This window comes from Marinobacter manganoxydans MnI7-9 (assembly GCF_000235625.1).
In the GTDB taxonomy this organism is placed as follows: domain Bacteria; phylum Pseudomonadota; class Gammaproteobacteria; order Pseudomonadales; family Oleiphilaceae; genus Marinobacter; species Marinobacter manganoxydans.
This window is the reverse complement of sequence record NZ_AGTR01000055.1, coordinates 126,329-149,676: the sequence shown is the minus strand read 5'-3', so window position 1 is coordinate 149,676 and position 23,348 is coordinate 126,329. Positions and strand designations below refer to the sequence as shown.

The following is a 23,348-nucleotide window of genomic DNA, read 5'->3' as shown; positions in this document are numbered from 1 at the left end:
CAGACGCGATGCGACAATGAGCGTCGTTCTGGAGGAATCTGTTTGCCTGGGAAGCTACGCCGGGCTCAATTTGCAGGCCGCATACTTGAATTCGGGGATCTTCCCGAATGGGTCCAGGGCCGGGTTGGTGAGCACGTTCGCTGCCGCCTCCACAAAGGCGAAGGGGACGAACACCATGCCCTCTGGCATGGTCTGATCGGCCCGCGCCGTCAGGGTGATGGTGCCGCGCCGGGTGGCGATATGGATGTCCTCTCCAGAGGCAACGCCCAGGCGCTCCAGTTCTGATGGCGCCAGGAATGCCGCCGCTTCGGGTTCGCGCTCATCCAGTACCCGGCTTCTGCGAGTCATGGCGCCCGTGTGCCAGTGCTCCAGCAAACGCCCGGTGGTCAGCACCGTGGGATAGGCCTCATCCACTGGCTCGTCGGGTGGCAGGGGGCTGGCCGGAGAGAACTTGGCTTTGCCCCCGGATCTGGGAAACGCATCGGCGAAGACCACATCATCGCCCGGCGCGTCGTCGGCCCGGCACGGGTAGGTCACAGACCCTTCCCGCTCCAACCGGGACCAGGAGATATGATCCAGTGAGTGCATGCCCTGCTTCATCTCGGCAAACACTTGCTCGGGGCCGTTGTAGTTCCAGGCCAACCCGAAACGCCGGGCGATTTCCTGGATAATCCACCAGTCCGCTTTTGCTTCACCTGGGGGCGCCAGCGCAGCCCGGCCCATTTGCACCTGCCGGTTGGTGTTGGTGACGGTGCCGGATTTTTCTGACCAGGCCGCTGCCGGCAGTATCACATCGGCAAACTGGGCCGTCTCGGTGACGAACAGATCCTGAACCACGAGGTGCTCCAGGGCGCCCAGCGCGGCCCGTGCGTGGGTGAGATCCGGATCGGACATCGCAGGGTTTTCACCGAGGATGTACATGCCCTTGATGGTGCCCGCCTTGATGGCATCCATAATCTCCACCACGGTGAGCCCCGGCTCCGGGTCCAGTTCGGTGTTCCATAGCTCTTCGAAGGCGGCGCGCAACTGGGCATCCCCAACGGGCTGGTAGTCTGGCAGTACCATGGGGATCAAGCCGGCATCGGAGGCGCCCTGCACGTTGTTCTGCCCCCGCAGGGGGTGCAGACCGGTGCCGGGCCGGCCGGTATGGCCGCACGTCAGCGCCAGGGAAATCAGGCAGCGGGCGTTGTCGGTACCGTGCACATGCTGGGAAATGCCCATGCCCCAGAAGATAATCGCGTTTTCGGCCTGCGCGTAGGCACGGGCCACTTCCCGAATCGTGTCGGGATCGACGCCGCATACGGGGCTCATCACTTCCGGGGTCATGCCTTCGATACTTGCCGCTAGCGCCTCGAAGCCTTCGGTATGGGTATCGATGTAGTTCTTGTCGAAAAGCCCTTCGCTGATGATCACATTGAGCATGGCGTTGAAGAGCGATACGTCGCCACCGGGCGAGAAACGCACGCTGCGCCAGGCATAGGCGTCCAGCGACTGGCCCCGGGGATCAATGATGATCAGTTTGGTGCCGTTGCGTGCTGCCTGCTTGAAGTAGGTAGCGGCGACCGGGTGATTCACCGCCGGGTTGCAGCCGGTCAGAATCACCACGTCTGCCTGGAGCGCCTGCATGAAGGAGGCGGTTACGGCCCCGGACCCCAGGCACTCCATCAGCGCCGCGACGGAGCTGGCGTGGCAAAGCCGGGTGCAATGGTCCACATGGTTGGAGCCGAAACCGGTGCGCACCAGCTTCTGGAACAGCCAGGCTTCTTCGTTGGAGCACTTGGCGCTGCCGAAGCCGGCGAGCGCATCCGGTCCGTGCTGTGTTTTAAGTTGGGTCAGTCCGTTTGCCGCAAGATCCAGCGCCTCTTCCCAGCTGGCCTCTCGAAAATGCGTTAACGGGTTGGCCGGATCAAAATTGGGATCGAGCCCTTTGGGGACGCCCTCCCGGCGAATCAGGGGGCGAGTGAGCCGCGCCGGGTGAGACGGATAATCAAACCCGAAGCGGCCTTTCACGCAGAGCCTGCCCTGGTTGGAGGGGCCGTCTTTACCCTCCACAAAGAGAATACGCCCTCGCTGCTCGCCCGCTCCAGACTGGGCACTCGCAGGCTCGTCTTTCACGTGATAGGTCAGTTGGCAGCCCACGCCACAATAGGGGCAAACGGAATCCACCGTGCGGTCGGCCGTGGCGGAGTCTCCGCGGCCCTGGGCATCCATCAGGGTGGCGGGCATGAGCGCGCCCGTCGGGCAGGCCTGCACGCATTCGCCGCAGGCAACGCAGGTGCTGTCGCCCATGGGATCATCGAAATCAAATACGATCTTGGAAGCGGCACCGCGATGCGCCAGTCCGATGACATCGTTGCCCTGCACTTCCCGACAGGCCCGCTCGCACAAACCGCAGGTGATGCAGGCGTCCAGATTCACGTTCATGGCCGAATGGGTAGCGTCGTGGCCGCCGGAGTGTGGCAGTGAATCAGAACGGGGTTCAATATGATGCACCGTAGGCTCGTCCCGGTCTGAACGTGCCGGCAGGCGCTGGCGCACGGCAGCGGCATCGATGGCCAGCTGGTCCGCCGTGTCCCACAAATGGCTGGACCGATCGGGACTGCTCTCTCGCTCGGGCTGATCAGCCAGCAGTAATTCCAGAACCCCTTTGCGGGCTGCCTCAACACGCGAAGAGCCAGCGCTTCGCACAACCATGCCGGGCGCGGCCTCCCGAATGCAGCTTGCTGCAAGCACCCGCTCGCCTTCCACTTCCACCATGCAGGCCCGGCAGTTGCCATCTGCACGGTAGCCCGGCGCGTCTTTGAAGCACAGGTGCGGAATGGTTTCTCCGGCCCGCTTGGCGACCTGCCAAAGGGTTTCGCCGGGGTAGGCCTGAACCTCGACGTTATCGAGGGTGAGGGTAAAACTTGTGCTGGAATCACTCATGGCTTTTTTCGATTCGCTCATGGCTGCCTTCCCTACCCTTTGGCGATCAGGTTTTGGCTGGCCAGTTCGCTGCGGAAATCCCGCAGCAGGCTCAGCACCGGATTGGGAGCGGCCTGGCCAAGGCCACAGATGGACGCATCAGCCATCACGGCGGCCAGTTGCTTTAGCGTCTGTTCATCCCAGGTATCCCGCTCAAGCAGCGTCAGCATTTTTTCAGTACCCGCACGGCAGGGCGTGCACTGCCCGCAGGATTCGTCCGCAAAGAAGCCCAGAAGGTTCGCGGCCGCGGCTTGCAGATCGTCCTGATCAGACAGAACAATCACGGCGGCAGAACCGATGAAGCAGCCGTGCTCCTGAAGCGTGTCGAAATCCAGCGGAATATCGGCCTTGCTGGCCGGCAGTATACCGCCGGAAGCGCCGCCAGGCAGATAGGCCAGAAGGCGATGACCTTTGGCCATGCCACCGCAGTATTCCTCAATCAGCTCATTAAGCGTGATGCCCGCAGGCGCCACATGAACGCCGGGGCGAGCCACCCGGCCGGAGACCGAAAAGCTTCGAAGCCCTCTACGAACATGGCGCCCCTGGCTCGCATACCACTCGGCCCCCTGGGCGTGAATGCGGGGGATCCAGTAAACCGTCTCGACGTTGTTGACCAGGGTGGGCTGACCAAACAGGCCTTTCTGGGCCACAAAAGGCGGGCGATGGCGTGGCTTGCCGGGTTTGCCTTCCAGCGACTCGATCAGGGCGGATTCTTCGCCGCAGATATAGGCACCGGCACCGCGGCGCAGGATCACAAAGCCCGGTTCTACAATGCCGGCAGCTTCCAATTCAGCAACGGCGTCTCTCAACACAACGAGGAGGCCGGAATACTCGTCCCGAAGGTAGATATAGAGAGCCTGAGCCTCAACCGCCCAGGCACTGACCAGGGCGCCCTCCAGGAATCCATGGGGTTCACGTTCGAGGTAATAGCGATCCTTGAACGTGCCAGGCTCTCCCTCGTCTGCGTTAATTACCGCGTAACGTGGCCCGGGTTCGGCTCGCACGGCCTGCCATTTGCGATAGGTGGGGAAACCCGCGCCGCCGAGGCCCCGCAAGCCGGCCTGCTCAAGTTCTTCCGCAAGGGACTCAACGGTAACCCGGCCCTCGCGGCAATCCTTCAGCAACTGGTAACCACCCGCGGAGCGATAATCCGCCAGCTTTTGCCACTGGATCTCGTCAGGTTGCAGCTGCTGTTGTTCGACTGCGGCGCCAACGGTTTCGGCAGTCGCGTTGCCCACATGATGGTGCCCCACGGCCACCACAGGTGCTGTATCGCAGCGCCCCATGCAGGGTGCGTGGACCACACGCACCTGGCTCGGGTCAGCTCCATCCGCCAGTGCCTTGTGCAATGCGCTTGCACCCGCCAATTGGCAAGAGAGCGAATCGCAGACCCTCAGGGTGATTGCCGGTGGCGGCGTTTGTTCGTCGTGAACAATGTCGAAGTGGGCGTAGAACGTGGCCGTTTCATAAACGGCGGCCATGGGCAGGTTCATGAAAGACGCAAGGGCCCGCAGACGGGGCATGGAGAGGTAGCCGTTAGCGTCCTGCAGTACATGCAGGTGCTCGATAAGGCGATCGCGGTCTCGCAATGACGAATCGACACGTTCGTCACCGATCAGGTCCCGCAGCTCCGACAGTACCGCCGGTTCCAGTTGACGGCCACGTAGAGCAGAGCGCCGGCGTTTGACCATCTTATCGTCTGTGCTCATTGTTGTTGACCAGGCGCCGAGGTATCAAAGACAGCCTTGTTAGCTGACTTGACTAGTTACTGATCATTGAAGCATATGAGACTGGGATTACGCCAGACGATGGCAAGCGGGATGAAGAGATCGAAAACTCGGCCTCGTATATCTTTATCCGCATTTTGACTAGAGTTAAAAGAGCAATTGATACACTCAGCCAAAGCGAACGGACTGGCCCCATGAAACCGGATGACCGAATAGCACTCTTCAGTCTTGATTGCGGCAGCGACTTTGCCTCGCAAGTGGCCGCCCACCTGGGCGTACCCCTGGGCAAACATGAGGAACGGGATTTCGAAGACGGCGAGCACAAGATCCGCACGCTGGAGACGGTTCGCAACCGGGATGTATTCGTGGTCCAGTCCCTCAACAGCAGCGATGGCCTCAGCACCAACGACAAGCTCGTGCGTCTGCTGTTTTTACTGGCCAGTCTTCGGGACGCTGGCGCCGGCCGAATCAATGTCGTGGCGCCCTACCTTTGTTACTCCCGCAAGGACAGGAGAACCAAGCCCCATGATCCTGTCACCACCCGCTATGTCGCCCAGCTCTTCGAGGCTGTGACGATCGACACCATGGTGACCGTGGACGTTCACAACCGCGCCGCTTTCGAAAATGCCTTTCGCTGCCCGACAGTGCATCTGAGCGCCAGAGAAGCGTTCATCGACTACCTCCTGCCGGAACTCGGGGACAGGGAAATCACCGTAGCGTCCCCGGATATAGGGGGCGTAAAGCGTGCGGAACTGTTCCGCGAGTCATTGGCGAATCGGCTGGAGCGCCCCGTCGGCAGCGCATTTATGGAGAAGCATCGCAGCCAGGGCGAAATGAGCGGTTCTGCCGTGGTTGGCGATATCCGCAACCGCACCGTGCTGATCCTGGACGACCTGATCGCAGGAGGAGGCACCATGCAGCGGGCTGCGGAAGCGTTCAAAGACCAGGGCGCGGAGGACGTGATCGCCATCGCCACGCACGCTGTGTTCACTCAGGATACCGGGGAAAAACTGTCTTCGCCGGCATTGTCCCGGGTGATTCTCGGCAATACGGTCACTCCGTCACTGCCGTCCAAATCACTGAAGACCAAGGTTGAGCTGGTGGATATTACTGCCGGCATAGCCGATACCATCGCTGCCTTGCATGAAGGCAGGGATGTGACAGATCTGGAGTCCTGAATCCGGGTTTCTTGGGCGCCATCGCTTCAGCCGCCAGCACCTTTGTCGAAATCGGAGGCTATGTTCAGGTAATCCAGCGCTTTTTGCCGCCATGGCCCGCGCCTCTCGCGGAAATCGTCGTCCAGGTGCCAGATCGCCAGCTTGGCCCGTTCTGTGGCTCGGTCAGGCAGACATGCTCCGGCCGCAAATCACCATGGGCCTCAACGAGGATGCCGGCCTTTGCGCGATCCGCAAAGACCGCCGAGTGTTTTTCAATCAGTGTCATTTGCTGGTCACGGACCCGTTTGACCCTGTCCTCCGGAAGGGAGTAATCAATCAACTGTTGGTAGTGATCGTCGATGCCCTCCCGCAAGCGCTCCAGGTACTGGTTCCCCGAGAGCCGGACGCTTGCGGCATCCAGATAAAAACGGGCAAGCAAGTCGGCCGCCGCCGTGACGCGCTGGTATTCCACGGCTGAGGACTTGATCTGTTTTTCCAGCATCGCAGTCTCTGGCAGGCGATGCATGACCACCAGCCAGTCGACGGGAATGCCCTCCGTGCCCAACCTCAGCTCACCACCTGCCTCAATCACAGACTCTAGCAGAGTATGTGACCCGGGTGGATAATGACAAGGGCGGCCTGGTGTCGGCCTGGAGAATAAAGGTGGCACCGGATAACAAAGCGCTCTGGTGAAACCGCCCCTGTGGTGGTCTGATGGGTATTAAGTTGTTACGGTCGCTATCACACCGGTACTATTATGAACGCCATATAAATGCCATTATCAGGCCCTGTTTGCTGCCACCCGTTATCCAGATACCAGATAAAAGCACACTGCCGATGGACGAACAAACCCACCTGAGAACCCGCTCCTACCTGGTGGCCCGTCACCAGCATCCGGCCTGGAAGCTTCTGTCTGCCACCCGCGGGCCCCTGGTACTTAGTTGCCTGCAGGCACTGATGGAAACAAACCGGGAAGAAATCCTGTTCGAGGATGCCCAGCAAATGCTGACGGATATCCTGCGTGAACACGCCAACAGCGACGACCTGAAGCTGTCCCCCGACGACCCGGCAGCCGATGCCAGGAAAGAACTACGTTCCTGGATTCGCAAAGGGCTGATAGTGGAACGGGACGGCCGGCTGATGGCCACCGATGCCCTGCAAAAAGCCCTGGCCTTTGTTGAGGGCCTCGATGAAAAGATCATGACGTCCACCGCCTCTCGCCTCGCCACGGTACAGCGGGAAATTGAAAACCTGGAAACCCGTCTGAACCCGAATGCCCAAAGCCGTGCGGACCATATACGCCGCAAAATAAGAGACCTGGAGCACGAACTGGCCGACGTGGAAGCCGGTCGATTCAAGGTGCTGGAGGGGGCCGAAGCCGCAGAAGGCATCCGCGAAGTCTACAATCTTGCCACCAGTCTGCGAGCGGACTTTCGCCGGGTGGAGGACTCCTATCGGGACGCAGACCGTCAGTTACGCCAATCCATCGTCAGCGAACAGCATCACCGTGGCGAAATCGTTGACCGCTTGCTGGACGGCCACGACACCCTGCTGGAAACCGCCGAGGGCAAGGTATTCCACAACTTCAGTGAGCAACTTAGCCGTTCCATCGAGCTGGACAACATGAAACACCGGTTGCGTACCATCCTGAAGAATCCGGCAACCCGCCACGCCCTGTCCCGACAGCAACAGGATGAGTTGCGCTGGCTCGTGATCCGGCTGATACAGGAGTCCGCTGCTGTCATCCGCGCCCGGGCCCGCAGCGAAAAAGACGTCAAAGGGTTCCTGAAAACCGGGCTGGCCGCCGAGAACCACAGAGTCGGCGAACTGCTCAATGGTATACTGAACACCGCACTTAACATCGACTGGTCCAGCCACAAGGTCCGCAAAGGCGACACGCCTCTGCCGCCAATTGCCGTGGCGGTTTCCAGCCTGCCGCTGGTTGAGCGGCTCAGATTCAAGTCCGCCACTGAAGAGCAGGCACAAGGCCTCGAGTTGACCGATCAGGGCGTCAACCTCGACGACGTCGACGAAGAGTTCTGGCGGGCATTTGACGGTCTTGACCGGGAAGCCCTGTACCAGGAAACCGTGGAACTGCTGAAAGTCACCGACCGCCCCATGAGCATCGGCGACCTGGCGGCTCACCTGCCGCCCACTCACGACCTGGAAACCATTGCCCTGTGGCTGGCCATGTCCCGTGAGGCGGAGGTGGAAATCACCGACGACCGGGAAGCCGTGGATATTACCGACAGCAACGGACACCGGCTGCGCTTCCACGTGCCGCAACTGGCGCTAACCCGACAAGACGCAGAAGCCATCGACTGGGAGCTGTAAACCCGCATGTCTGACTATTTTGACCGCCTGACAAGCCAGGCAGACGACCAACAAGGCCGGGACGAGCCGCAACAGACATCAGAGGCACTGGCCCATGTCGATCAGCAAACGCCTCTGACGGAGGCCAGCCACTACACGCCCGGCAATGTGAAAGCCACCGCCCAGGAGCTGCTGAAATACGGGTTGCTGGAAGCAGACCGTAAGCCCAACCTCTACCAGGTTGCCACCACCCAGACCGCTGCGATCAACCAGATCCTGGAACCGTTCGACCTGCGCCTGAAAGTGGACGACGTACGTGGACTGGCTTTCCTTGTCGTGTCAGACCGGCTCTTCAGCGAAGGCCAAGAAAACGACGACGAGTGGTCCCACCCCCTGGTGCGCCGCCAGCGTCTGACCATGGAACAGTCCCTGCTGGTGGCCATACTACGCCAGCACTTTATCGCCCACGAACAGGAAACCGGTCTCGGTGCCGGCGAAGCCACTGTGGAACTGGATGAGCTACTGCCCCAACTGCAGCTGTACCTGGGCGACACCGGCAGCGACACCCGCGACCAGAAACGCCTGCGCAGCCTGCTGGACAACCTCAAGAGCCACGGCATTGTCTCGGACATCGACGCCAACGACCAGGTGGTCGTTCGCCCTATCATCACCCACCTGGCGAACCCGGAAAATCTGCAGAACCTGCTCCACCATTTCCGACAAATGGCCGGCCAGTCCGCCCCGCAAGACGCTGACGGAGAGGATGTATGAGCCTGCCCCAGACCGACCTCTTTGCCGCTGACATCCTGCCGCCCACGGCCTATATCCTGACCCACCTGGACCTGTATAACTGGGGGCCCTTCGGTGGACGGCACTGCGCGGAGATCGACCCGAAAGGCACCGCCATTATCGGCCCCACCGGCAGCGGCAAGACCACGCTGGTGGACGCGTTGATGACCCTGTTGACTCACCAGCCCCGGTACAACCTGGCCTCCACTGGCGGCCATGAAAGCGACCGTGACCTGATTTCCTATATTCGGGGCGTATCCGGTGCCGGTAACAATACCGGCGACAACAGCCATATCGCACGCGCTGGTAAAACCGTAACAGCCGTGAGCGCCCGCTTCTCCAACGGTAACAACGCTATTCGCATCGGGGCGCTGTTCTGGATCGACGGCAGCAGCTCTGCCGCCAGCGACCTGAAACGCCTATGGCTGTTTTCAGAAAGGGATGACCAGAGTCTGGACAACTGGCTGGCCATTCACCACGAGGGTGGCGCCCGGGAGCTCAAGCAACACGCCGGGGATAACCCAGGCTTACAGGCCAACGACAGTAAGAAAGCCTACCTGGCCCAAGTACGGCGATTTTTTGAAGTGGGGGAAAATGCCTTCACTCTGCTCAACCGCGCCGCGGGCCTGAAGCAGCTCAACAGCATCGACGAAATCTTCCGGGAACTGGTGCTGGATGACCACTCGGCGTTCGACCGGGCGGCAGAGGTGGCCAGTGAGTTTGACGACCTGGCCGCGATCCACAGCGAACTGGAAACCGCCCGAAAACAACACCAGTCGCTGCTACCCATAGCGGAAACCTACGAAAAGCACCAGAGTGCCACCAGAGAGCTTGACCAGCAGCTGTTATTGAAAGACATCCTGCCGATCTGGTTCGCACAAACCGGCTACGAGCTGTGGAGCACCCGCAAACAGGACCTGGAACGCCAGCTTGATAAGGGCAGAGAAACCCTCGAGTCATTGAGCAGCAATGTTAAGCAACTCAACAGCAAAGCCGATACCCTGAAAGACATATACCTGCAGGCCGGTGGTGCCAGCATAGAGCAGCTAAAGGAGCAGATCTCCCAACAGAAGCGCTGGGTAGGAGAACGGGGCCGACACGCCAGGGACTACCAGACCCTGACCGGCAAGCTTGACCTGGACAGCACACTGAGCTCCGAAGCACTGGCCCGGAACCGCCAGCTCGGTGAGTCAAAGCTGGCCGAACTGTCCGAACTTGCGGACACTCAGGACGAATTCCTGCTCGACCTGCGTTTTCGTCACGGTAAGCTCAATGAAACCCTGACGGAAATCACCGAAGAAATCGACCGCATCAAGGCCCGGCCCGGGTCCAACATCGACGGACGTTACCAGGAATTCCGCAGCGAACTGGCCCAGGACCTGAACCTGGACGAAAGCATTCTGCCGTTCGTGGCAGAACTGGTGGAAGTCAAAGCCGAAGAACGTGACTGGCGTGGCGCCATTGAACGGGCTATCGGCGGGCACCGCCTGCGCCTGCTCGTGCCACCGGCCGCCATGCAATCGGCCCTGGACAGGGTCAACAGCCGTGACAACCGCCTTCATGTGCGACTGCTGGAAGCCCAGGCACCCCAGGCCACGGCACAGTTCATGAAGGATGGCTTCACCCGCAAGCTGAACTTCAAGGACCATCCTCACCGGGAAGCCCTGAAACAATTGTTGGCCGAAATCGACCGACACTGCGTGGACTCTCCCGAAACCCTGCGCCAGACACCCCATGGCATGACCCAACAGGGCCTGATGTCCGGCAAGAAGGGCTATTTTGAAAAACGGGACAATCAGCGGCTCGACAAGGGCTGGATGACCGGCTTCAACAACCGTGACCGTCTCTCCGCGCTCAACAACGAACTGAGCGAAACCCGTAAGAAAGCGGACGCTCTGGGGCGGCAACTCGAATCAGCCCGCCGTAATCTCAGGGACACAAATGATCAGATAAGGCTTTACGAACTCCTGGGCGAAACCGAGTTCAGCACCATCAACCTGCCCAGCGCACAACGTGAACTCGATGCCCTGCAAAGCCGGCTGGAAGCACTGACCGCTCCGGACTCGGATGTGGAAAAAGCACGGGGGGAATTTGAAGCGGTTCGCCAGCAACTAGAAGAAGGCCGACAACAGCTGTCGAACCAGGAAACCGCCCTCGCCCTGCTGAAAGAAAAGCGCAACCAGGCCACGGACCGCTGCACAGAACTGCTGGACCGGCTTGGCGATGGCCTCACAGACGACCAGCAAAGCCTGGCAACCAGACACTTCCGCACCCCGAAAGCGGACCAGTACGAACGACTGGAAGCCCTGGAGCGGGACCAGCGAGAGCAACTGGACAAAGTCATTGGGAAGCTGGGCAAACAGATCCAGAGTTTTGAACTCAGCCTGACCCAACTGATGGAAAAGGCGCTCACCATTGATACCGGGGCGCTGATTGAAACCGGCAGTAATATCCAGGACATTCCGGAATACCTGGAACGCCTGCGGGTACTGGAGGAAGAAGCCCTTCCCCAAAAGCTGGAGCGATTCCTCAGCTATCTGAACCAGTCGTCGGATCAGGGCGTGACCCAACTGCTGGCTCACATACAGAACCAGGTGGCCATCATTGAAGAACGTATCGCCGATCTGAACGCCACACTGCGGCGGGTCGACTTCCAGCCTGGCCGCTACCTGCGCCTGGAGCCCCGCCGGGTTACCCATGAATCCCTCCGCAGGTTGGAGCGCGCACAACGGCAGCTGCGGGCGGATGCCCTGAAAGGCGACCAGGGCGAAAGCCATTTCAAGGCTCTGCAAAACATGGTGGCCTTGCTGCGGGACGCGGCAGACAACAAGCGCACCGTGGGTGCCCGGGCTCTGCTGGACCCGCGCTACCGGCTGCAGTTCGAAGTTTCGGTGCTGGAACGCGAGTCCGGCTCGGTGATCGAGACTCGCACCGGCTCCCAGGGGGGCAGCGGCGGCGAAAAGGAAATCATCGCCAGCTACATTCTTACCGCCTCCCTGAGCTATGCGCTTTGTCCGGACGGCGCCACCCAGCCACTGTTCGGAACCATCGTGCTGGACGAGGCCTTCTCCAAGAGCTCCCACGCCGTAGCCGGCCGCATCATCTCGGCTCTCAACGAGTTTGGCCTGCACCCACTGTTCGTCACGCCCAACAAAGAGATGCGACTGCTACGGGCCCACACCAGCTCTGCCATCCTGGTTCACCGCAAGGACCTGCGGGCCACCCTTACCTCACTGAGCTGGGAAGAACTGGAGGCCCACGCGGAGAAAATGACCCGGAAAGCCCATGAAATCCCCGGCTGAACTGGCAAGCCGCCTGGCCCGCCAATGGCAGAACGCGGACCTGCGCGAACAGCGCCTGCTCCGGCCTCAGGGCTGGCCATTAACCCTCCCCATCGGCAAGCCCACGGGCGCGACGGTACGGGAGAAGGTCACACAGGTACGAGAACACCTGCGGCAATGGCGGGAGGTCACCACCGGGCAGGTCCAGTGGCAGCTGGTCCGCTTCAAGAGCACCAGCGAAGCCATCGACATTCCCACCCACTGGACACTGGACACTCCCAGCCAGTGGGTGCAGGCCGCAGGCAGCAGTGAAGTCAGGCGGGAATACGACACACTCAGCCGTCTCGCCTCTGTTCTGGACCCGCGATTTCACTCACTGATCATACGCCGGCGCAGCCTGGTCATGGATAAGCCGGAAAGCGACGTTATTCGCAGCGGCAAGGTTGCCCTTCAGCTCCAGCCAGGCTGCGCCGAAGGAAAACCCCTCAGGGCACTGTCTATTGCCGGCACCGACAGCAAGTTCTTCGAGCGCAACCGCCAGCTTGTAACGCTGATGCTGGACATTCTGTTCGACGGCCAGGCCAGCGAAACCGGGCTGGAAGCCTTTCTGGGCGCTGAAGACGACGGCCACCACTGGTTACTGGTCGCCGACCTTGATGGCTCGTTGTTGCCCTTCACGCAAATGCGGGTCCGGGCCCACGAACTCCAAAGCACGCCTTTACCTGGCGAACGGTTGATACTGGTTGAAAACGAACGCTGCCTTCACCAGTTGCCCAGGGTCTCCGGTACGGTCTCGGTACTTGGGTCGGGCCTGAACCTGTCCTGGCTCAACGCAACATGGCTGAAAGATCGGGCGACCGCCTATTGGGGCGACATCGATACCTGGGGGCTGACCATGCTGGCCAGCGCCCGGAAACACCTCCCGCTTCTCACACCACTGCTGATGGACAGGATTACCTTCGACACGTTCGCCGACGCAAGTGGTGTTGAAGAACCACAGCCTGCCCCCTCGATCACTCCGCCAGGATTGACCGGAAGCGAGGCTAAGCTTTACCAACGTCTGAGACAGGCAGACCAGGGCCGGCTGGAGCAAGAGTTTCTGCCGGTCTGTGTTGTTCATAGGGCCATTGGCGACTGGGTCGATCGCTCCGCAGAATAACATCAACAAAATAGTCCAACGCGCTCAAGATCTTGCGCAGTGCTCACATGTATCAGGTTTTAACGATTCTTCGGCGTTGAATTGCAAGCCAGAAACCTATCGGTGTACACTAAACGTGTACACAAAAGAAGGAGAAAGCATGCAGACCATTAATGTCCGGGAAACGCGGGAAAAGCTTTCTAATCTATTAGACGCGGTAGCCGCTGGAGAAGAGATTGTTATTCTTCGCCATGGTAAACCAGCAGCGCGGCTGACGGCAGCCTATCCGGAAACTATTCAGTTTCTGGATCGTTCAGGGCTAAGAGCTTCGCTACCGCCTTCTCGAGAAAGTTCTGCAAAGACGGTGCGAGAGCTCAGAGACGAAGAGCGCTATTGATGTACTACTTCGACACCAGTGCCGTTCTACCCTACTACCGCCAAGAGCATGCTAGCGATAGCATTCAAGCCTTGCTTGAATTGCAGACCAAGCCAGTTCTGATCAGTCATTTAACAGAAGTGGAAGTTGCAAGTGCCTTGGCCCGTTGGGTTCGCATGGGGGAGCTTAGTGAGCCCCAGGCAAATCGCATCGAAAGTGCCTTCCATGATGATGTCAGCCACGGCCGCTTCACCCTCTGCTCTATTGAATCAGACCATTACCGTCGAGCCGGGCATTGGATCGGGACACGAAAGACAAGTCTGAGGACATTGGATGCACTCCACCTGGCCTGCGCGGAGTCTAATCAGGCTTGTTTGATCAGTGAGGACGAAGCGTTGCTGAACGCGGCCGTTTTTTTGGCATAGACGCGCGCCTTGCCTCAAATGGCAGCTGAGCACTATGGGCAGGAAGCTGAGTCTACTTAAGCTGCTGTAACAACACGGAAATAAATTGGAGGCGCGGGTCGGAATCGAACCGGCGTACACGGAGTTGCAGTCCGCTGCATAACCACTCTGCCACCGCGCCGGAAAAGATCGAAGAGATCGGATCTTTGTGCTCTCAGGTGGGCATTGAGAGACTTGAAATTGGAGCGGGAAACGAGATTCGAACTCGCGACCCCAACCTTGGCAAGGTTGTGCTCTACCAACTGAGCTATTCCCGCTCTTTGTTTCCGGGGCATTGCCTCGTCAACGGCTGCGTATTCTACGGATTACCGTTCGGGCGTCAATAGTTTTTTATCAAGTTTTTGTTTTACTGGAAGTTGTGGGCAAAGATTGGCCAATCGCGGTGCCGGATGCAATCATGGGACCTGCGTACTGGCAGAGAACCTTTGCACTCACTAAGCTAGGCACTGGCAGGCAACATCACCCAGGGATTCGACAGAACGTGCCCAGTCCTGATTCTTCCGAGCAGACCGACCCACAAAGACCGTCTTCCAGACCCGGATCCATAGCCGTGGACGCCAGCACCCTGAGGGTGACGGATGACTGGCTGTTGAGCCATTACCGGTCGCTGGCGTCCCTGGCTTCGTCGATGTCTTCCAGGGATACGAGTCGATTATCCATCGACCTCTCGGGGCTGGATCGGATCGACACTGCCGGAGCATCGCAACTGGCCTCGTTGATCGGCCCGGAGCGCCTGCTTGAAGCCGCCTCGGCCGCTGGCGACTTACCCCGTGAAAAATCCGCGCTGATTGCCGCCGTCTGCGAAGCCATGAAGAACCAGCCCGGGCCAGATGGGCGCAGGCCTTCCCTGCTCTGGAGCTTTGTGACCGGAACCGGCCAGAAGGTGGAAAGCATCTTCCGGCTGCTGTGGATCCTTGTGGGCTTTATTGGCCAGACCCTCGGCACCCTGGCCTGGAACCTTCCCCGGCCTTGGCGTTGGCGGATGACGCCCTTTGTGGCTGCGGTTCATGACACCGGCCTGAATGCCCTGCCCATCGTGGCACTGCTGACGTTTCTGGTGGGCGCTGTGGTGGCTTTTCTGGGTGCAACCGTGCTGGACGATTTCGGCGCCACCATTTACACGGTGAACCTGGTGGCGTTTTCCTTCCTGCGGGAATTCGGGGTGCTGCTGGCCGCGATCCTTCTGGCCGGCCGAACCGCCAGCGCGTTTACCGCCCACATTGGCGCCATGAAGGTTAACGAGGAGCTTGATGCTATCCGCACCCTGGGCCTGAACCCCATTGAACTGCTCGTACTGCCCCGGGTAATGGCCATGATGGTGAGCCTGCCCATTCTCACCTTCGTGGGGATGATCTCGGGTATGGTGGGCGGCGCCATGGTCTGTGCGCTGGTGCTGGATATAACGCCGACGCAGTTCATGGCCATCGTTGAGCGGGACATCGCCCTTCAGCATTTCGTTGTGGGCATTGTTAAGGCGCCGATCTTTGCCTTCCTGATCGCCGTGATTGGCTGCCTGGAAGGCTTCAAGGTGGCTGGCAGTGCCCAATCGGTAGGTGAGCACACCACCTCCAGCGTGGTTCAGTCGATCTTCATGGTAATTCTGCTGGATTCCATTGCTGCACTATTCTTTATGGAAATGGGCTGGTGATCATGGCAGATATGGCAGCGTCTCCAAATCCTCAAACAAGACATGAGCCGGTCATCGAGGTGCGGGACCTGTGCAACCGCTTTGGCGATCACATTGTGCACGAGGACCTGGACCTGGATCTGCTGCGTGGTGAAATTCTCGGCGTCGTTGGCGGTTCCGGTACTGGCAAGACGGTACTTCTGCGCAGCATCGTCGGCCTGAATACACCAGCCTCTGGCCACATCCGGGTGTTTGGCGAGGATCTTATCCAGCTTTCGGCAAGGGCGCGTTCGCGCATAGAGCAACGCTTCGGGGTTCTGTTCCAGGGTGGCGCCCTGTTTACGTCCCTGAACCTGCAGGAGAATATCGCCGTTCCGCTGATCGAACACGCGGGCCTGAAACGGCCCGAAGCGGAAAAACTGGCGCGCATGAAGCTGGCGCTGACCGGTTTACCGCCTGACGCAGCGGTTCGGTATCCGTCCGAACTTTCTGGCGGTATGGTAAAACGCGCAAGCCTGGCACGGGCCCTGGCCCTTGATCCTGAGATACTGTTCCTGGATGAGCCCACCGCTGGGCTGGATCCGATTGGCGCCGCCGCCTTCGACAGACTCATCGTCACGCTGCGGGACGCGCTGGGTCTGACGGTATTTCTGGTCACCCATGATCTGGACACCCTCTACTCAACCTGTGACCGGGTTGCGGTACTGTCACAGCGCAAGGTGCTGGTAGCTGATACGCTGGAGAAGGTTGCGGCCACGAAGGACGATTGGGTCCAGGACTACTTTAACGGGCCCCGTGGCCGGGCAGCGAGTTACGCATTCAGGGATCATCTGGAAAAACGGAATCAGGAGCAGTAACCATGGAGCCGAGGGCCCACCACCTGATCATTGGCCTGTTTACCATCCTGGCCTTTGCCGCCGCCTTGATCTTTTCTCTGTGGCTGGCGAAATCCTCCGCCGATCGGGAATGGGGCTACTACGAGATCGTGTTCGACCACGCCGTCGGCGGCCTGTCCGAAGGCAACCCTGTGCTCTACAGCGGCGTTCAGATCGGCGATGTGGTGGAGCTGAGGTTGGACCCGGACAATCCTGGGCATGTGCGGGTTCTGGTTCGGGTGGATCAGTCGGTTCCCATTCGGGAGAACACGAAAGCCGGCCTGGTGCTCGCCAATATCACCGGCAGCATGAGCGTCCAGTTCAGCGGTGGAAGCCCCGACAACCCCGCGTTGAAAGGTGACGAGGACAACCCGCCGGTGATCATTGCCGAGCCCTCGGCGTTCACCAGCCTGCTTTCCAACGGCGAGCAACTCCTGGCCAAAGCCGACCAGCTGCTTACCAGCGCGACGGCGCTGTTATCGGCTGACAACATCGACAATGCATCGGCCATCCTGGAAAACACATGGGAAGCCACAGACGCCCTGCTCGACCGCCGGGACCAGCTGATCGCCCTGCTCGAACAATTCGATGCCGCCGCCATTCGCGCCGAAGAAGCCGCGATCAAAGTCTCCAACGTTTCGGATAACGCCAACGAACTGCTGCAAAACGACGGCCAGCGGGTTCTGCAATCCATGGACCAAGCGCTCGCGGTAATGACCACCACCATGGAGCGAATTGATGAGCTAACCCGAAACAACCAGGGGGCGATGGATGCCGGGCTGCAGGGTATGGGAGAGTTGGCGCCCGCGCTACGGGAGCTAAGGGCAACCCTGCGCAGCCTGAATCAGTTTACGCACCGGCTGGAGCAGGATCCCACGGGCACGCTGTTCGGCAATGAAACCATGAAGGAGATGGCACAGTGACATTGAGGTCAATCAGGAACCTGACACTTCTCCTCGGTGCTGCCCTCACCAGCGGCTGCACGGTGTTTCCGAACCCGGAGCCACCCAGGGTTATGGACCTGGCTGTGGTTCGGGCGGTACCGGCGGCCGGGCAACCCGTTATGGCATCGCTTCGAGTTGACACGCCCTACGCCTCAGAGCCTTTAGCCGGATCGCGGATTCTGGCCAAGCCCACACCCAGTGAGTTCCGGGCCTATGAGGGGACACGCTGGAGGGACACCGGGCCAGTGGTGGTTCGGGATACACTGGTCAACAGTCTTCGTCAAAGTGGTGTCTACACAACCGTTATTACCGACACCAACCCTGCACAGGCTGAGTTGACCCTGGTCACCGAACTCTCCGGGTTTCATTCGCAAATCCCGGAATCCGGACCGGAGGTGGTCATTGAGCTGCACCTGCAGATGATTCACGACCGCTCCAGGGCCACCCTGTGTACTCGCAGCATCCGGATCGTAGAGCCGGCCTCAGGCACATCCGTTGACCAGATTGTTGAAGCCTTCGGTGCCGCGGGCAGCGATCTGGCCACCCGGGTCATTGATTGGGCTAGGACGTGTGACTATCCGTCTGACCTGAGGCCTTCTCCGGAAACAGATCCGCCCAGGCAGCCTTGAGGTAAAGGCCCATGGACCAGAGCGTAAGGATTGCAGCAATATAGAGCAGACCCAGGGCGACATTAGCCCAGAGCACGCCGGGAGGAAACGCCAGAAGGCCGACAATTGCAGCCATCTGCGCGGTGGTCTTGATCTTACCGATGTAGGAAACCGCTACGCTGGCGCGGCTGCCAATCTCTGCCATCCACTCCCGCAATGCGGAAATGACAATTTCACGACCGATGATCACAGTGGCCGGGATCGTCAGCAGAATCGCAGAGTGCTCCTCGATCAAGACCGCCAGCGCAACAGCCACCATCAACTTGTCCGCAACCGGATCAAGGAAGGCGCCGAACGGCGTGCTCTGGTCGAGTTTGCGGGCCAGGTAACCGTCCAGCCAGTCCGTGGCCGCCGCCAATCCGAAAATCGCCGCGCTCACGAGGTAGCTCCACCCCACCGGAAGGTAAAAAATCACCACGAACACCGGAATCATGATGATGCGGGAAAGGGTGAGGATGTTTGGTAAATTCATGCTGTCCTTACTCGTCGTGCAATGCTGCGTATATGGTTTCGGCCAGTGATTTGCTGATGCCCTGAACCTTGGTCATCTCGTCGACCCCGGCCTTGCGGAGTTCCTGTATCCCGCCAAAGTATCGAATCAGGTCGCGTCGCTTCTTCGGTCCCACGCCCTCAATGCCTTCCAGTGTAGACTGCCGGCGTTTTTTATCACGGCGCGCCCGGTGCCCGGTTATCGCAAACCGGTGGGACTCGTCCCGGATGTGCTGGATCAGGTGCAACGCGGGCGAATCAGCCGGCACCCGGAAGACATCCCCAGTCATGGCGTCTATCAGTTGCTCCATGCCTGCACGACGGGTTACGCCCTTGGCGACACCAATCAGCGGGATGTCCGAAATCTCAAGCTCGTCAAACACTTCCCGGGCAATGTTCAACTGTCCTTTACCACCGTCGATGAAGACCAGATCCGGCCGCTTGCCCTCACCGGCCACCATCCGCTTGTAACGGCGGGAGAGCACCTGGCGCATGGCGGCGTAATCATCGCCGGCGGTCACGCCCTCGATATTGTACAGGCGGTAATCACTCTTCAGGGGGCCATTCTCATCGAAAACCACACAGGATGCGACGGTATTTTCCCCGTGGCTGTGGCTGATATCGAAACACTCCATGCGTGACGGCGTCTCCGACAGCTCCAGAAGATCCCTCAGGGCCAGGAGGCGCCGGTATACGGTCTCCTTGCTGGCCAGGTGGGTGAGCAGGGTCTGGCGGGCGTTGGTCATGGCCAGTTCCAGCCACCGGCGGCGTTCACCGCGAACATTGCCCCGAATCCGGGTTTCCCGGTTTGCAGACTCGCTGAGGGCCTGGGCCAACAATTCCTGGCCTTCCACCTCAACCGGCACCAGGATATCCCGCGGAATCTCCCGCCGGGTGTTGCCGCCGAAATAATACTGCCCGAGGAAGGCACTGAGCAGTTCGCCCTCGGTCTGCTCGATGGAGTAGCGGGGGAAATAGTCCTTGGTGCCGAGCACACGGCCGCCGCGCACGATGATCACTACGATGCAGACGATACCCGCGTCCTGGGCAATGGCGATGACATCCGCATCGCCGCCCTCACCGTCTACCGACTGTTGTTCCTGAACATGGCGCAGATGGTTGATCTGGTCGCGATAGGCCGCTGCTTTCTCGAACTCCAGGTTCTTGGAAGCGGCCTCCATGGCATTCATCAGATCGTGGAGAATCGCAGGGTTTTTCCCCTCCAGAAACATGGTGGCATGGCGGATGTCCTGCTGGTACTCCTCAGGCGTGATGTATTCAACACACGGTGCCGTACAACGGTTGATCTGGTACTGCAGGCAAGGCCTTGTTCGGTTCCTGAAAAAGCTTTCACTACAGTTTCTTATGCGGAAAATCTTCTGTAACACATTAAGACTTTCCTTGACCGCACCCGAGCTCGGAAACGGCCCGAACCAGGTGCCGCCACCCTTTTTAGTGCGCCCACGACGGAACGTCAGCGAGGGGTAATCGCTATGCGACGACAAATAGATATAGGGATAGGACTTATCGTCACGGAGCAGGATGTTATAGGGCGGCCGTAACGATTTGATCAGGTTCTGTTCGAGCAGCAGCGCCTCGGTTTCACTGCCGGTAATCGTCACTTCGATAGAGGCAATCTTGCCCACCAGGGCTTCGGTCTTGGGCGCAAGGCCGGTCTTGCGGAAGTAGCTGCCAACCCGTTTTTTCAGGTTGCGGGCCTTGCCCACGTAAAGAACCGAGCCACCCTCCTCGTACATTCGGTAGACGCCGGGCCGCTCGGTCAACTGTTTCAGGAAGCTCTTGCTGTCAAACTCCCCGATGTGGGTGCTCTCAGGGTCAGACCTTGTCGGCATCAAGCAACCCGAGCCGCACTGCCATCAGGGCCAATTCGACATCACTGGAAATTTCCAGTTTCTCGAAGATCCGGTAGCGGTAGCTGTTCACGGTCTTCGGACTCAGGCACAGCTTGTCCGAAATGTCCTGCACCTTCTGGCAATCCACCACCATCATCGCGATCTGCATTTCCCGCTCGGAAAGCCGGTCGAACAGCGAGAGCTCGCCATCCTCGTCCCGATCGCCGCCGCCCAGTTGCTTCAGGGCCATCTTCTGGGCAATTTCCGGGCTGATATAGCGCTGGCCGGTGTGAGCCATACGAATGGCGCGGACCATCTCTTTGATATCCGCGCCCTTGGTGATGTAGGCGGTGGCACCGCTTTGCATGACGCGCGTCGGATAGGGGTCGTCCGCGCAGGCGGTTACCACGATCACGCGAATGGAATCATCAATGCGGAGTATGCGACGGGTCGCCTCAAGGCCCCCGATGCCTGGCATGCGGATATCCATGAGCACGATGTCCGGCCGCTCCTGGCGGACGAAATCGATGGCATCCTCTCCGGATGGCGCCTGCCCGATGACTTCAATGTCCGGGTTGTCAGCCAGCATCCGGGTTATACCGGACCTCACCAGCTCATGGTCATCTACAACCAGTACCCTGATCAAAATTCACCTCGCACACGGCTTTCGGAAAACAGCGCGATTGTAACGTTTAGTTCCTGCCCCGGGTAGGTGCAAACACAAATACCGTGACACACCTGACGCCTAAGCCGGCACACCCAGCCCGGCGGTGTTTTCCACGGGATCAAACCAGACCACCAGATCGCCCCGGCGCACCGCAGACATGACCCTGCTCTGCTCGCCCATCGGGTTCTCGGTGTCGTTCAGTCCGTGGTATCGGGTGCAGTACTCTTCCACCAGGCCCTGGAGCTGGTCTTCGGTCAGCAACTCGGTGTCGACAACGAATTTTTCCTGTCTGGGGTCTTGCTCGGGCTGGTTTTCGGCGCTGTCGGTCATACTATCTCCTGTGAACCCCCATGTTACGGATAAACGGACAGGGAATGAAGGTAACAAGCTGTTGAAAACCTGAGCGGCTTCTGCGACTGGCTTCAAAAAGTATGACGAATTCTCTATGATCGCCGCTTTCTGACCGTTTGGATGCTAATGAACCAGTCCGTCTTCAGACTCACGCTGCCCATCTTGTTCGGCTATCTTCCGCTGGGCATGGCCTTTGGTGTGCTGTTCTCAACACAGCTCGAGTATGCCTGGTGGGCTGCGCCGTTGATGGGAATCGTGATTTACGCCGGAGCCGGCCAGATACTCGCGGTGAGCCTCTTGGCCGTTAATGCGGGCCTGCTGGAAGTCTTCATTGCGATGTTTGTTCTGAACGCCCGCCATCTGTTTTACGGGCTTTCATTGCTGGGCCAGTTCAAGGGCGCTGGCTGGCGAAAACTCTATCTGATTTTCGGTTTGACCGATGAAACCTATTCCCTGCTCACCAGCCGCCCACGAGGAAGCGACCGTGCCCATGAACAGGAGGTCGATTTCCGAATTACCGGCTTTAACCAGTGTTACTGGGTGGCGGGGTGCGCAATCGGAGCATTGCTTGGTGACAATGTCGCCTTTGACAGCACCGGTATTGAGTTCGCATTGGTGGCTCTGTTCATTGTTCTGACTCTGGAGCAATTCAAAGCCCTGGGAGAGGGTTTCCCGATCTGGCTCGGGGCGGCGGCCGCGGGCTTTGCCATGCTGATTTTGCCACCGGCACACCAGTTGATCGGTGCCATTGCTTTGGTCACTGCCGTCCTGCTGTTCGAATACCGTAAGCATCGCGGGCAGGCTCCGGGCAAGGAGAGCAGCCATGGGTGAATCCGGCTATCTGGCGGCATTCATTGCGGTGGCGGCAGTCGCGACCTTTGCCACGCGGGTGATTCCCTTCCTGTTTTTCGAGAGGCACACGGAGCATCCGCTGGTGCGCCACCTGGGGCGCTACCTTCCTGCGGCCGTGATGGCGTTGCTGGCCACGGTATTTCTGCAGCGCTCGGCGGATTGGTCCGGCTCATGGATGGGATTCGATGCCCTGCTTCCCGGCGTCCTCGTGGTGATCATTCACCTCTGGCGCCGCAATGCCCTGCTCTCCATTGCCGCGGGAACCATCAGCTACATGGCCATCCAGCAAGCCGGGCTTTGATCCGGTTTTATTTACATCCTGGTTTCAAGATTGGCGACGAGCCGTGAATCCTGAAGGGCAGCGGTGCGGTGCTTGACCACGCCTTTGTATTCCCGGCTTTCGATCATGGCCATGAAGGCATCGATTGAGGGATACCTCACCAGAAGCACCTGATCCCAGGATTCATCCGGGGGCGCAATCAGCGATCCAACACTGCGGCCAGACCAGATAACTTCTGCGCCGACCGATTTTACGCAGGCGGCAGCCTCCTCCATATAAAGCGTGTAGGCTTCGCGGCCGCTTCGCTCCGGCGCCTCTTCCTTGTAATTGGCCCTATCACGGAAGCGGAGCAGATTCAGCATGACAACGGGCTGGTCTTTCGGGGTATCCGCCAGGACTTTTTGCAGCTGTTCGGGGGTGGGATTAACGGCGTCCATCCTTATCCTCTTCTTCTCTTGTTTCCGGGGCCTACTATAGCCCAGGCGCGAGGCGAGCGTGCAAGCGATTTTATTACCTTTCATCCAGATTGCTCT

At 59.6% G+C, this 23,348-nt stretch carries 21 protein-coding genes and 2 tRNA genes; 13 read left to right on the top strand and 10 right to left on the bottom strand.

Annotated elements, in window-relative coordinates; genetic code table 11:
- Positions 1-54: 54 nt before the first annotated feature.
- Together fdhF and KYE_RS13995 are read right to left on the bottom strand one after the other, a co-directional pair.
- Positions 55-2,946, bottom strand: coding sequence for a formate dehydrogenase subunit alpha (gene fdhF, locus KYE_RS14000; protein WP_008174499.1), 2,892 nt, complete (start codon positions 2,944-2,946; stop codon positions 55-57).
- An 11-nt stretch (positions 2,947-2,957) separates the two neighbouring features.
- On the bottom strand, positions 2,958-4,673 hold the full coding sequence (locus tag KYE_RS13995; RefSeq protein WP_008174497.1) for an NAD(P)H-dependent oxidoreductase subunit E: 1,716 nt from the start codon (positions 4,671-4,673) through the stop codon (positions 2,958-2,960).
- A 212-nt stretch (positions 4,674-4,885) separates the two neighbouring features.
- Between KYE_RS13995 and KYE_RS13990 the strand changes: the two genes are divergently transcribed.
- Positions 4,886-5,869, top strand: coding sequence for a ribose-phosphate diphosphokinase (locus KYE_RS13990; protein WP_008174496.1), 984 nt, complete (start codon positions 4,886-4,888; stop codon positions 5,867-5,869).
- 64 nt (positions 5,870-5,933) lie between these two features.
- Here KYE_RS13990 and KYE_RS13985 read toward each other — a convergent pair whose 3' ends face one another.
- Positions 5,934-6,440 (bottom strand): hypothetical protein, encoded by a 507-nt coding sequence (locus KYE_RS13985; protein ID WP_008174494.1) that lies wholly within the window; start codon positions 6,438-6,440, stop codon positions 5,934-5,936.
- A gap of 245 nt (positions 6,441-6,685) precedes the next feature.
- Between KYE_RS13985 and KYE_RS13980 the strand changes: the two genes are divergently transcribed.
- From KYE_RS13980 to KYE_RS13955, 6 genes are all read left to right on the top strand, one after another.
- Entirely contained in the window at positions 6,686-8,182 is a 1,497-nt protein-coding gene (locus KYE_RS13980) for a DUF3375 domain-containing protein (protein ID WP_008174491.1), read from the top strand.
- Between the two features lie 6 nt (positions 8,183-8,188).
- Positions 8,189-8,932, top strand: a complete 744-nt coding sequence (locus KYE_RS13975) for a DUF4194 domain-containing protein (protein WP_008174489.1) — start codon at positions 8,189-8,191, stop codon at positions 8,930-8,932.
- Complete coding sequence (locus KYE_RS13970; RefSeq protein WP_008174487.1) at positions 8,929-12,252, top strand: ATP-binding protein; 3,324 nt, start codon at positions 8,929-8,931, stop codon at positions 12,250-12,252. The genes KYE_RS13975 and KYE_RS13970 overlap by 4 nt, the downstream gene beginning before the upstream one ends.
- Positions 12,236-13,390: a Wadjet anti-phage system protein JetD domain-containing protein gene (locus KYE_RS13965; RefSeq protein WP_008174485.1), complete on the top strand. Its 1,155-nt coding sequence runs from the start codon at positions 12,236-12,238 to the stop codon at positions 13,388-13,390. The genes KYE_RS13970 and KYE_RS13965 overlap by 17 nt, the downstream gene beginning before the upstream one ends.
- Before the next feature lie 139 nt (positions 13,391-13,529).
- On the top strand, positions 13,530-13,766 hold the full coding sequence (locus tag KYE_RS13960; protein WP_008174483.1) for a type II toxin-antitoxin system Phd/YefM family antitoxin: 237 nt from the start codon (positions 13,530-13,532) through the stop codon (positions 13,764-13,766).
- Positions 13,766-14,170, top strand: a complete 405-nt coding sequence (locus KYE_RS13955) for a type II toxin-antitoxin system VapC family toxin (protein ID WP_008174481.1) — start codon at positions 13,766-13,768, stop codon at positions 14,168-14,170. The genes KYE_RS13960 and KYE_RS13955 overlap by 1 nt, the downstream gene beginning before the upstream one ends.
- Positions 14,171-14,256: 86 nt before the next feature.
- Here KYE_RS13955 and KYE_RS13950 read toward each other — a convergent pair.
- Positions 14,257-14,330, bottom strand: a tRNA-Cys gene (locus KYE_RS13950).
- A 60-nt stretch (positions 14,331-14,390) separates the two neighbouring features.
- Positions 14,391-14,466: transfer RNA gene (locus KYE_RS13945), tRNA-Gly, on the bottom strand.
- Positions 14,467-14,759: 293 nt separating this feature from the next.
- Between KYE_RS13945 and KYE_RS13940 the strand changes: the two genes are divergently transcribed.
- From KYE_RS13940 to KYE_RS13925, 4 genes are read left to right on the top strand one after another with little or no spacing between them, the layout of a single operon-like run.
- On the top strand, positions 14,760-15,857 hold the full coding sequence (locus KYE_RS13940) for an MlaE family ABC transporter permease (protein ID WP_008174478.1): 1,098 nt from the start codon (positions 14,760-14,762) through the stop codon (positions 15,855-15,857).
- A 2-nt stretch (positions 15,858-15,859) separates the two neighbouring features.
- On the top strand, positions 15,860-16,693 hold the full coding sequence (locus tag KYE_RS13935) for an ABC transporter ATP-binding protein (RefSeq protein ID WP_227497842.1): 834 nt from the start codon (positions 15,860-15,862) through the stop codon (positions 16,691-16,693).
- Positions 16,694-16,695: 2 nt separating this feature from the next.
- Complete coding sequence (locus KYE_RS13930) at positions 16,696-17,634, top strand: MlaD family protein (protein ID WP_008174475.1); 939 nt, start codon at positions 16,696-16,698, stop codon at positions 17,632-17,634.
- Positions 17,631-18,284 (top strand): ABC-type transport auxiliary lipoprotein family protein, encoded by a 654-nt coding sequence (locus KYE_RS13925; RefSeq protein ID WP_008174473.1) that lies wholly within the window; start codon positions 17,631-17,633, stop codon positions 18,282-18,284. The genes KYE_RS13930 and KYE_RS13925 overlap by 4 nt, the downstream gene beginning before the upstream one ends.
- Here KYE_RS13925 and pgsA read toward each other — a convergent pair.
- From pgsA to KYE_RS13905, 4 genes are all read right to left on the bottom strand, one after another.
- Positions 18,217-18,795, bottom strand: coding sequence for a CDP-diacylglycerol--glycerol-3-phosphate 3-phosphatidyltransferase (pgsA, locus tag KYE_RS13920; RefSeq protein WP_008174472.1), 579 nt, complete (start codon positions 18,793-18,795; stop codon positions 18,217-18,219). The two genes, KYE_RS13925 and pgsA, sit on opposite strands and share 68 nt — an antisense overlap.
- Before the next feature lie 7 nt (positions 18,796-18,802).
- On the bottom strand, positions 18,803-20,665 hold the full coding sequence (gene uvrC / locus KYE_RS13915; protein ID WP_008174470.1) for an excinuclease ABC subunit UvrC: 1,863 nt from the start codon (positions 20,663-20,665) through the stop codon (positions 18,803-18,805).
- On the bottom strand, positions 20,649-21,311 hold the full coding sequence (gene uvrY / locus KYE_RS13910; RefSeq protein WP_008174467.1) for a UvrY/SirA/GacA family response regulator transcription factor: 663 nt from the start codon (positions 21,309-21,311) through the stop codon (positions 20,649-20,651). The genes uvrC and uvrY overlap by 17 nt, the downstream gene beginning before the upstream one ends.
- Positions 21,312-21,410: 99 nt before the next feature.
- Positions 21,411-21,662, bottom strand: coding sequence for a hypothetical protein (locus tag KYE_RS13905; RefSeq protein WP_008174466.1), 252 nt, complete (start codon positions 21,660-21,662; stop codon positions 21,411-21,413).
- Between the two features lie 147 nt (positions 21,663-21,809).
- On the opposite strand from KYE_RS13905, the gene KYE_RS13900 reads away from it, so the two are divergent.
- Both KYE_RS13900 and KYE_RS13895 read left to right on the top strand, forming a co-directional pair.
- The gene (locus KYE_RS13900; RefSeq protein WP_008174464.1) at positions 21,810-22,514 is read left to right on the top strand and encodes an AzlC family ABC transporter permease; all 705 of its coding nucleotides are present in this window, start codon (positions 21,810-21,812) and stop codon (positions 22,512-22,514) included.
- Positions 22,507-22,836 (top strand): branched-chain amino acid transporter permease, encoded by a 330-nt coding sequence (locus KYE_RS13895; protein WP_008174462.1) that lies wholly within the window; start codon positions 22,507-22,509, stop codon positions 22,834-22,836. Before KYE_RS13900 ends, KYE_RS13895 begins: the two co-directional genes overlap by 8 nt.
- Before the next feature lie 11 nt (positions 22,837-22,847).
- On the opposite strand, the gene KYE_RS13890 is transcribed toward KYE_RS13895, so the two are convergent.
- The gene (locus KYE_RS13890) at positions 22,848-23,252 is read right to left on the bottom strand and encodes a DUF1330 domain-containing protein (RefSeq protein ID WP_008174461.1); all 405 of its coding nucleotides are present in this window, start codon (positions 23,250-23,252) and stop codon (positions 22,848-22,850) included.
- Between the last annotated feature and the right edge of the window lie 96 nt (positions 23,253-23,348).

Excerpts from the sequence above, each read along its gene's own strand:
- fdhF (WP_008174499.1), bottom strand. The coding sequence starts at position 2,946 with ATGAGCGAATCGAAAAAAGCCATGAGTGATTCCAGCACAAGTTTTACC.
- KYE_RS13995 (WP_008174497.1), bottom strand. The coding sequence starts at position 4,673 with ATGAGCACAGACGATAAGATGGTCAAACGCCGGCGCTCTGCTCTACGT.
- KYE_RS13990 (WP_008174496.1), top strand. The coding sequence starts at position 4,886 with ATGAAACCGGATGACCGAATAGCACTCTTCAGTCTTGATTGCGGCAGC.
- KYE_RS13980 (WP_008174491.1), top strand. The coding sequence starts at position 6,686 with ATGGACGAACAAACCCACCTGAGAACCCGCTCCTACCTGGTGGCCCGT.
- KYE_RS13975 (WP_008174489.1), top strand. The coding sequence starts at position 8,189 with ATGTCTGACTATTTTGACCGCCTGACAAGCCAGGCAGACGACCAACAA.
- KYE_RS13970 (WP_008174487.1), top strand. The coding sequence starts at position 8,929 with ATGAGCCTGCCCCAGACCGACCTCTTTGCCGCTGACATCCTGCCGCCC.
- KYE_RS13965 (WP_008174485.1), top strand. The coding sequence starts at position 12,236 with ATGAAATCCCCGGCTGAACTGGCAAGCCGCCTGGCCCGCCAATGGCAG.
- KYE_RS13960 (WP_008174483.1), top strand. The coding sequence starts at position 13,530 with ATGCAGACCATTAATGTCCGGGAAACGCGGGAAAAGCTTTCTAATCTA.
- KYE_RS13955 (WP_008174481.1), top strand. The coding sequence starts at position 13,766 with ATGTACTACTTCGACACCAGTGCCGTTCTACCCTACTACCGCCAAGAG.
- KYE_RS13935 (WP_227497842.1), top strand. The coding sequence starts at position 15,860 with ATGGCAGATATGGCAGCGTCTCCAAATCCTCAAACAAGACATGAGCCG.
- KYE_RS13930 (WP_008174475.1), top strand. The coding sequence starts at position 16,696 with ATGGAGCCGAGGGCCCACCACCTGATCATTGGCCTGTTTACCATCCTG.
- pgsA (WP_008174472.1), bottom strand. The coding sequence starts at position 18,795 with ATGAATTTACCAAACATCCTCACCCTTTCCCGCATCATCATGATTCCG.
- uvrC (WP_008174470.1), bottom strand. The coding sequence starts at position 20,665 with ATGCCGACAAGGTCTGACCCTGAGAGCACCCACATCGGGGAGTTTGAC.
- KYE_RS13905 (WP_008174466.1), bottom strand. The coding sequence starts at position 21,662 with ATGACCGACAGCGCCGAAAACCAGCCCGAGCAAGACCCCAGACAGGAA.
- KYE_RS13900 (WP_008174464.1), top strand. The coding sequence starts at position 21,810 with ATGAACCAGTCCGTCTTCAGACTCACGCTGCCCATCTTGTTCGGCTAT.
- KYE_RS13895 (WP_008174462.1), top strand. The coding sequence starts at position 22,507 with ATGGGTGAATCCGGCTATCTGGCGGCATTCATTGCGGTGGCGGCAGTC.
- KYE_RS13890 (WP_008174461.1), bottom strand. The coding sequence starts at position 23,252 with ATGGACGCCGTTAATCCCACCCCCGAACAGCTGCAAAAAGTCCTGGCG.